This is a genomic window from Limnohabitans simekii (SeqCode), assembly GCF_965234735.1.
Lineage (GTDB): Bacteria > Pseudomonadota > Gammaproteobacteria > Burkholderiales > Burkholderiaceae_C > Limnohabitans > Limnohabitans simekii.
Genome location: NZ_OZ248540.1, coordinates 798,064 through 804,601, shown reverse-complemented (window position 1 = coordinate 804,601; position 6,538 = coordinate 798,064). Strand labels below are relative to the sequence as shown.

Genomic DNA, 6,538 nt, shown 5'->3' with positions numbered 1-6,538 from the left:
TTGTTGGCGATTGATGGTGAACACATCGAACGATTGGGGCCCGGCAGCGTGCTGTGTCTGGCCGAAGGTTTGGCGGGCCTGCCTGCACCGAAAACCGTCGTGACCGTCACGCCCGTTCAAGCCCGCATCATCCCGTTGCACAAAGTGGATCACATGGTGCCCAATCTGCCCCATGCGATTCGACAAATCATCCGCACCACGGTCAAACGAACACTGGCTTTGAAAGCCTTGCCCAAGGGGGTGCTGTGATCGACTTTCCAACGGTTATTTTTAAACCAGGACAGCGTATTTTCAACGCCGGTGATTTGGCAGACCATATGTATTTCATTCAAGCAGGCACCGTGCAATTGCTGGACGCCCAAGGCCAGGTCTTTGTCGAAATTGCCGATGGCGAGTCATTCGGTGAGCAAGCCTTTTTGAAGGGTGGCGTTCGCGGTGCAACCGCCCAAGCCAAGAACGAAGTCAGCTGCATCCAAATCGCCTCAGAAGATGCCAACCAGATGTTGTCCGAAGCTTCGCCCCTGTGGGTCCCGGTGTTTGAAGCCTTGTTGCTGCAACAAAACATGCACAACGCTTTGCGCGCGCCCATGGCCTGAGTTCACCAAGATCGCTCGACCCATGAACACCAAACGGCCCGCCCAAGACTGGACGCAACTGTATTTGGCGACCTTGCAAAATTTGCGCAGCACCTGGCCGCACAGTTGGCCGGGCTTGCCGGTGGTGTTGGAAGCTTGCATGCATCGGTTGTGGTCAGGCCATGCGCCAAAAGTTGCCAGTCCTGCAGGCCCATTGTTGCAAGCGGCCCAGGCCATGGCCCGGCACATGGAAGGCTTGGCGCAGCAAACAGACGATGAGCCCCAGTACCACAACCGTTTGCACACGGCAGACGCACTCTGCGCAGTTTGTCTTTTGATGCAAGCCTTGCAAGACAAAGGCCATGCGCTTTCCGATGAATGGCTAGCCGCCATTTTGTTGGCCGTGACGTCTCATGATGTGCTGCACCCGGGTGGCGCGAATGGTTTTTTACAAGAGTTCGAGCAACGCTCGGCTTTAGAGATGTGCCATGTTTCTCGACATTTGAATTTGGATCCGCTGTGGTTGGACCGCGTCACTGAAATGATCTTGCGCACCGACCCGTCGCTGGTGACTGGCAACCACGACAAGGTAAAAGGTCTGGCATTTGAAATGAATCTGGATTGGGCCTGTGTGTTGATCAACGAGGCGGATATTTTGGCCAGTGCCACGGCCCAGCATGGCAAAGAGCTCGGTCATGCGTTGGCAGCAGAATGGGCTGTGAAAAAACATCCGCTCTCCAGTGTGGTCGGCACAGCCCAAGGACGTTTGCAATTTTTAGGGATGCTGCGTTTTTCAACGCCAGCGAGTGAAGTGTTCCAAATGAGAATGCAAGTTTCGCAGCAAATGACCCTGTTGCAATAAATTCAAGTTGATATGGTCGCGCAAATGGGCGACAAGAACCTGATCATTGATCGAAAAAAATTTCTATAAGACAATTTACGGCGTCGACTCACCGACCTCCTCAGTTCGAGCACCAGCGAGGGAGTCGAACTTTTGCTCTTTTCGGTTCGAGTCCTGACGAGGGAGTCGAACAAACGGGATTTCAAAGTTCAGCGTCCCGTCATGGAGTCGAACTTTGAGCTTTTTCGGTTCGAGTCCCGGTTGTGTCGTCGAAGTTTTGGGGTCAAAATTCGGGGGTCAAAACCTGAAAAACCAGGTTTTCACCTCGCCAGTTGCGAAATGCAACTTTTGGCCAATTACACGAAATATTACACGGTGGCTATTTTTACAATTAAGTCATTGATTTATATAATTTTTTCACAAGCCTGGATTTCTGTTAATCCGTAGGTCCCTGGTTCGAGCCCAGGTCGAGGAGCCAAACAAAAAGCCCTTGCAAGCAATTGCAGGGGCTTTTTTCTTGAGCTAACTCTTTTGCTCCCATAGAAATCTTTATTTTTCAATTCAAGTCTAATTGTCGATACAGGTTTGAGCAAATGAATGCGCCGGACATAAAATTGCTTTTCAAAACGCAAAATTGCTAGGGGCTCTTGTTGAAAAAAATCATCATCATTGCAGGACCCAACGGCGCTGGCAAAACCACTTTTGCCCATGACTTTTGCCTGCTGAAGCCCAAACACTGAGGTTTATCAATGCTGATTTGATTTCTGCAGGCTTGGCTAACTTTCATGAGCGTTACAGCAAGATAGTTAATTCATGGGTTTTGTACGACAACTACGGCATCGAGCCAAAACTGATTGACTGGAGTGACAAATGAACCCCAAAGACATCCGTACTTCATCTGATCCAGATTTAGCAGGCTCATTAGCAGCAATCCAACGCGCAGCTCGTTCAGCTCAAGACCTTGCCATCAAAACCAACACCAGCATTGTTGTGTCGCTTGATGGACGTGATGTTGAGTTGACTGCAGCTGATTTGATCAAGATGCGTGAACAAGAAGCGCAGCAGTCACATCACTAAATGCAATGCCTTTTTGCATCACTTTTGTACTTTTCGAATTAAGCCTAGGTTGTGGAGTCGAACGACTCAACTTCTCGAGTTTGATATCGTCATGGCGATGAATGCCAATAGTACGCAATGAAGGTGACAAAGCCTTTGGAGAATTCTGATTCGTTGGAACTTGCCCGAGCCCAATGGCGTTGGCGTGGCAAAGACCGCCCTGCATTTGCTGAAGTCCCGAAGCAAGGCCAAATGTCAGTTTGGGACTTCCCGCGTCCACCAGAACTCATCCGAGACAAACGTGAGATCGTGGTGCGATGGGGCAAGACCTTGGTAGCTCAAACTTCTGGGGCATGGGCGGTGAGAGAGACATCGCACCCTCCCACTTTTTATTTGCCAATGTCAGACGTCAAGGAGGCACTGTTGAGACCTGCAGGCCGTGGTTCATTTTGCGAGTGGAAAGGCCCTGCGCTTCATTGGGATCTGGTGGATGGTGATCGTTGCTTGCCACGGGTTGCTTGGAGCTATCCGCAACCACTGGCAGGCGCAGAGGCGCTGGCGAATTGCATTGCTTTTTATGCGCACCATCTCGATTGCACAGTAGACGGTGAAAAAGTTGTGCCACAGGCTGGAGGCTTCTATGGCGGCTGGATCACGCCTGATTTAGCAGGGCCATTCAAGGGTGAACACAATAGCAATGACTGGTAACAGCTAGTGGACTCTATTTTTCAAGCACTGCCCTAGCCCTTCGTTGTAGCCAAGGACGTATTGGTAAGAAGGCTCGATAAGCAAGCTCTAACAAAGCAGTCACTGGCCAAAAGCTTGCAACACGCCCTGCATATTTCCATGCACCAGGCAGGAATGTCCACATCAAAGCAAAACCCGCTGCACCGCTAAACATCTGGCCGTCAGCTGTTCTTACATGAAAACGCTTGAGCAAATCTTGCTGGCAGTAGCCGTCTGGACAAGTGGCATGATTTACCGATATGTCCACCCATGCCAAACGGCGATAGGTATCAAGCTCTTGATAGTAGGCAATTTCTCGCCTGCACATGGGGCATGACCCATCAAAAAACACCTCCAATAAAGCGCTCATTGCTCAAACTCGGTAAGAGCTTTCAAGTGGAGGTGCACCAATCAGATCCCCAGCATCTTTTTAGCTTCACCAAGCGCTTTCATGGATTCATCGTGCTTGCCGGCCTTATGGAATTTTTCGCCTTCTTCACGCAATGCCTTAACCTTCGCTAAATCTGCATCAGACAGTTTTGCACTTGTCATCTTTGCATCAATGGCTTTGATTTCATTCGGGCAGTTGTGAGCAAATGCCATGCATGTGACAAAAGCCAGTGATAAGACTGCAAATTTTTTCATCTTTTTTTCCTTCAGTTAAGTTAACACCACCAATCTCAAAAAGCTTCGTCTTCGCTTTTCAAGTCTTCATTGATATAGAAAATTCGTTCTGGATTGATATTGTCGTCGTAGTAGATCTGGTTTCTGATGATGTCACTGGCTACACCCATCAACCTTTCTATTTCATTGTTTTTGTCCACAGTGAAGTTCGCGAAGGTAAGCCAGTTTTCTTTGATTATTTTCTGCACTTTCGTCAGTATCGGGACCAATTGCTTCTCGTCCTCTATACAGTGGATCCACTGCCAGGCCATGCCAAACGGGATGCCGTTGCCCATCTCTGATCGGTTAAGCAACATGTAACTGACCTTCATTTTGCCTCCTTGTTAGTTTACACAAAACATAGACAATACACTTTGAATTTAGCATAAATTAGAAAATACCTGTACCATATTGATCTTAAACAGTTTTATCTATTCAAAACCTATTCAATTATTTGCTGCAAACCTCATACGAGTGCTCACTGTGTCAGTCATCAAGTTCCTTAAATCCATGAGTCAAGGCCCAAGATGCTTGAGAAAATGATGCCCCTGAAGAAACAAAAAACACAATTGATAGTGCTTTCAATCGTGACTACTTGTCTCACCAAGTTGATGCCATACCCGCGCAGTTGCTTGATTGCTTTGATCCTCAATCGAAATCGTTCAACTAAATCTTCGACGACATGCAAACAAATCTATCCTCACCGACATTGACTGCACGAGCCATTGGCTATGCAGGACTTATTCCATTCATTGGCCTTTCTGCCATGTCGGTTTTATGGCGTGACATCCATCATTCAGCTGTGTTGTTCAGCTTGTTGGCTTATGGTGCAACCATCATCAGTTTCTTGGGCGCTATCCATTGGGGGCTTGCCATGCGAGAGGAGCAGCCAGACCGCAATGCCATTATTTGGGGTGTGATTCCCAGCCTTGTAGCCTGGGTCAGTTTGATTGTTGACACCCATTGGGGGCTTGCAATTCAACTCATCACACTTTGGATTTGTTTTTTGGTTGACTACAAACGTTACCCAAAATTTGGTGTGGGCCAATGGCTGAGCATGAGACTTCTGCTCACAGTCATAGCTGGCATTTGTTTGGCTCTACCGGTAGTAGCCTCAAAAGTACTCTGATACCCTTCTTTCGAATTCATTGAGCATGAGTTATGCCTTAGTCTGGTTTAAGCGCGATTTGCGTTGGCATGACCATGAGGCGCTTGCCCAGGCCAGCAAACAAGGACCGGTTCGCTGTATCTACGTCATTGAGCTAGAAATGTGGCTTCAACCCGATGCTGCGCTTCAGCACTTTGAATTCATTCGTGAATCATTGCAAGATTTAGATGAGCATCTACGTACTTTGGGTGGTCGAGTAGAAATACATCATGGCGACATACTCACCGTTTTGTCTGATATCTGGCGAGAGGCTCCGTTCAAAGGCATGTTTTCACACGAAGAAACAGGCAACGGATGGACTTTTGCACGCGACTTGAAAGTGGCAGACTGGTTTAAACACCATGGCATTCCATGGCATGAATTTCCCCAATTCGGTGTCGTCAGAGGCTTAAAGAATCGTGACATGTGGCAACGCACTTGGGAACAGCATATGCGCATACCTCAGTCAAATCTAGACATGCTGCGTTTTTGGCAACCAGCTGGCACCTGTGGTCTGGCGATGCAAGTCCCATCCCATTTGCAACACAACCCGCCACAGCGACAGCTTGGTGGGCGCAAGCTGGCCTTGAATACACTTCACAGTTTTCTAACTGCACGCAGCATCGGCTACCGAGGTGATATCTCCTCTCCACTTAGTGCCCCAGATGCTTGCTCACGATTGTCGGCTTACTTGACCTACGGGTGCATCAGCATGCGCGAAGTCGTGCAGCAAACAAGAACTCAACTTGACATGCTGCCGCCACAAGCTACTCGCCATCGCGCTGGTTTGACTGGCTTTTTAAGTCGCTTGTATTGGCATTGCCATTTCATCCAAAAGCTGGAGAGTGAGCCAGCCATTGAATGGCGAAACATGCACCGTGGCTACGATGGCCTGCGAGAGCAAGAATTCAACCTGGATTATTTTGAAGCGCTGAAAAATGCAAAAACCGGCTGGCCCATGGTGGATGCTTGTGTCGTGATGCTCAGGGAAACGGGATGGTTGAACTTTCGCATGCGAGCAATGTTGGTATCGGTTGCAGCCTACCCCTTGTGGTTGCACTGGCGTCCGGTGGGTGAATGGCTTGCAACTCAATTTTTAGACTACGAACCCGGTATACATTGGAGTCAATTGCAAATGCAATCGGGCACCACAGGAATAAACACCACACGGGTTTACAACCCGATCAAGCAAGCCCAAGACCATGATCCCCACGGTCAATTCGTCAAGCGCTGGTTGCCTCGCATGCGCAATATTCCACAGGCTTGGTTGTTCCAACCCTGGTTGATTCGCCATGACACACTCATGAGACGTGAAGTGGACTTGGATATCGTTGAGCCCTTGGTGGACTTGGCCACTGCCACGCGAGCATCCAAAGAAAGGCTCCACGAGCTGAGGCAAACGCCTTCAGTCAGGGCTGGTAAAAAGGAAGTGGTTGACAAGCATGCTTCACGAAAGAAGCCTAAATCCGTTTTCAAGCCGTCTTCACTTCAAAGTGAAAACAAGCAACAAATGGGATTTGATTTTTAACT

11 protein-coding genes and 1 pseudogene are annotated in these 6,538 nt (G+C 48.7%); 8 read left to right on the top strand and 4 right to left on the bottom strand.

Going from position 1 to position 6,538, the window contains the following annotated elements:
- The 3 genes from AC8GFP_RS04150 to AC8GFP_RS04140 form a co-directional block, all read left to right on the top strand.
- The coding region (locus AC8GFP_RS04150; protein WP_506610496.1) for a hypothetical protein at positions 1 to 249 on the top strand (249 nt) is incomplete at its 5' end.
- The gene (locus tag AC8GFP_RS04145; protein ID WP_506609469.1) at positions 246 to 596 is read left to right on the top strand and encodes a cyclic nucleotide-binding domain-containing protein; all 351 of its coding nucleotides are present in this window, start codon (positions 246 to 248) and stop codon (positions 594 to 596) included. The genes AC8GFP_RS04150 and AC8GFP_RS04145, both read left to right, overlap by 4 nt.
- A gap of 22 nt (positions 597 to 618) precedes the next feature.
- On the top strand, positions 619 to 1,437 hold the full coding sequence (locus AC8GFP_RS04140; protein ID WP_506610494.1) for a hypothetical protein: 819 nt from the start codon (positions 619 to 621) through the stop codon (positions 1,435 to 1,437).
- Positions 1,438 to 1,820: 383 nt separating this feature from the next.
- Here AC8GFP_RS04140 and AC8GFP_RS04135 read toward each other — a convergent pair whose 3' ends face one another.
- Positions 1,821 to 2,126, bottom strand: coding sequence for a hypothetical protein (locus AC8GFP_RS04135; RefSeq protein ID WP_506610558.1), 306 nt, complete (start codon positions 2,124 to 2,126; stop codon positions 1,821 to 1,823).
- On the opposite strand from AC8GFP_RS04135, the pseudogene AC8GFP_RS04130 reads away from it, so the two are divergent.
- From AC8GFP_RS04130 to AC8GFP_RS04120, 3 genes and pseudogenes are all read left to right on the top strand, one after another.
- A pseudogene (locus AC8GFP_RS04130) lies at positions 2,064 to 2,200 on the top strand (Zeta toxin family protein); the annotation flags it as partial. The gene AC8GFP_RS04135 and the pseudogene AC8GFP_RS04130 sit on opposite strands and share 63 nt — an antisense overlap.
- Before the next feature lie 86 nt (positions 2,201 to 2,286).
- A complete protein-coding gene (locus AC8GFP_RS04125; RefSeq protein ID WP_506610492.1) occupies positions 2,287 to 2,493 on the top strand; it encodes a hypothetical protein in 207 nt (68 codons plus the stop codon).
- 231 nt (positions 2,494 to 2,724) lie between these two features.
- Positions 2,725 to 3,180, top strand: a complete 456-nt coding sequence (locus AC8GFP_RS04120; RefSeq protein WP_506610490.1) for a DUF427 domain-containing protein — start codon at positions 2,725 to 2,727, stop codon at positions 3,178 to 3,180.
- A gap of 13 nt (positions 3,181 to 3,193) precedes the next feature.
- On the opposite strand, the gene AC8GFP_RS04115 is transcribed toward AC8GFP_RS04120, so the two are convergent.
- The 3 genes from AC8GFP_RS04115 to AC8GFP_RS04105 are packed head-to-tail and all read right to left on the bottom strand — an operon-like array spanning position 3,194 to position 4,193.
- Positions 3,194 to 3,568 carry a thiol-disulfide oxidoreductase DCC family protein gene (locus tag AC8GFP_RS04115; RefSeq protein WP_506610488.1) on the bottom strand — a complete coding sequence of 125 codons (375 nt, stop codon included), beginning with the start codon at positions 3,566 to 3,568 and terminating at the stop codon, positions 3,194 to 3,196.
- 41 nt (positions 3,569 to 3,609) lie between these two features.
- Complete coding sequence (locus AC8GFP_RS04110) at positions 3,610 to 3,843, bottom strand: PA2433 domain-containing protein (RefSeq protein WP_506610486.1); 234 nt, start codon at positions 3,841 to 3,843, stop codon at positions 3,610 to 3,612.
- A 35-nt stretch (positions 3,844 to 3,878) separates the two neighbouring features.
- The gene (locus AC8GFP_RS04105; RefSeq protein WP_506610484.1) at positions 3,879 to 4,193 is read right to left on the bottom strand and encodes a hypothetical protein; all 315 of its coding nucleotides are present in this window, start codon (positions 4,191 to 4,193) and stop codon (positions 3,879 to 3,881) included.
- A gap of 350 nt (positions 4,194 to 4,543) precedes the next feature.
- Between AC8GFP_RS04105 and AC8GFP_RS04100 the strand changes: the two genes are divergently transcribed.
- Complete coding sequence (locus tag AC8GFP_RS04100; protein ID WP_506610482.1) at positions 4,544 to 4,990, top strand: DUF3429 domain-containing protein; 447 nt, start codon at positions 4,544 to 4,546, stop codon at positions 4,988 to 4,990.
- Between the two features lie 25 nt (positions 4,991 to 5,015).
- A complete protein-coding gene (locus AC8GFP_RS04095) occupies positions 5,016 to 6,536 on the top strand; it encodes a cryptochrome/deoxyribodipyrimidine photo-lyase family protein (protein WP_506610481.1) in 1,521 nt (506 codons plus the stop codon).
- Positions 6,537 to 6,538: the final 2 nt, after the last annotated feature.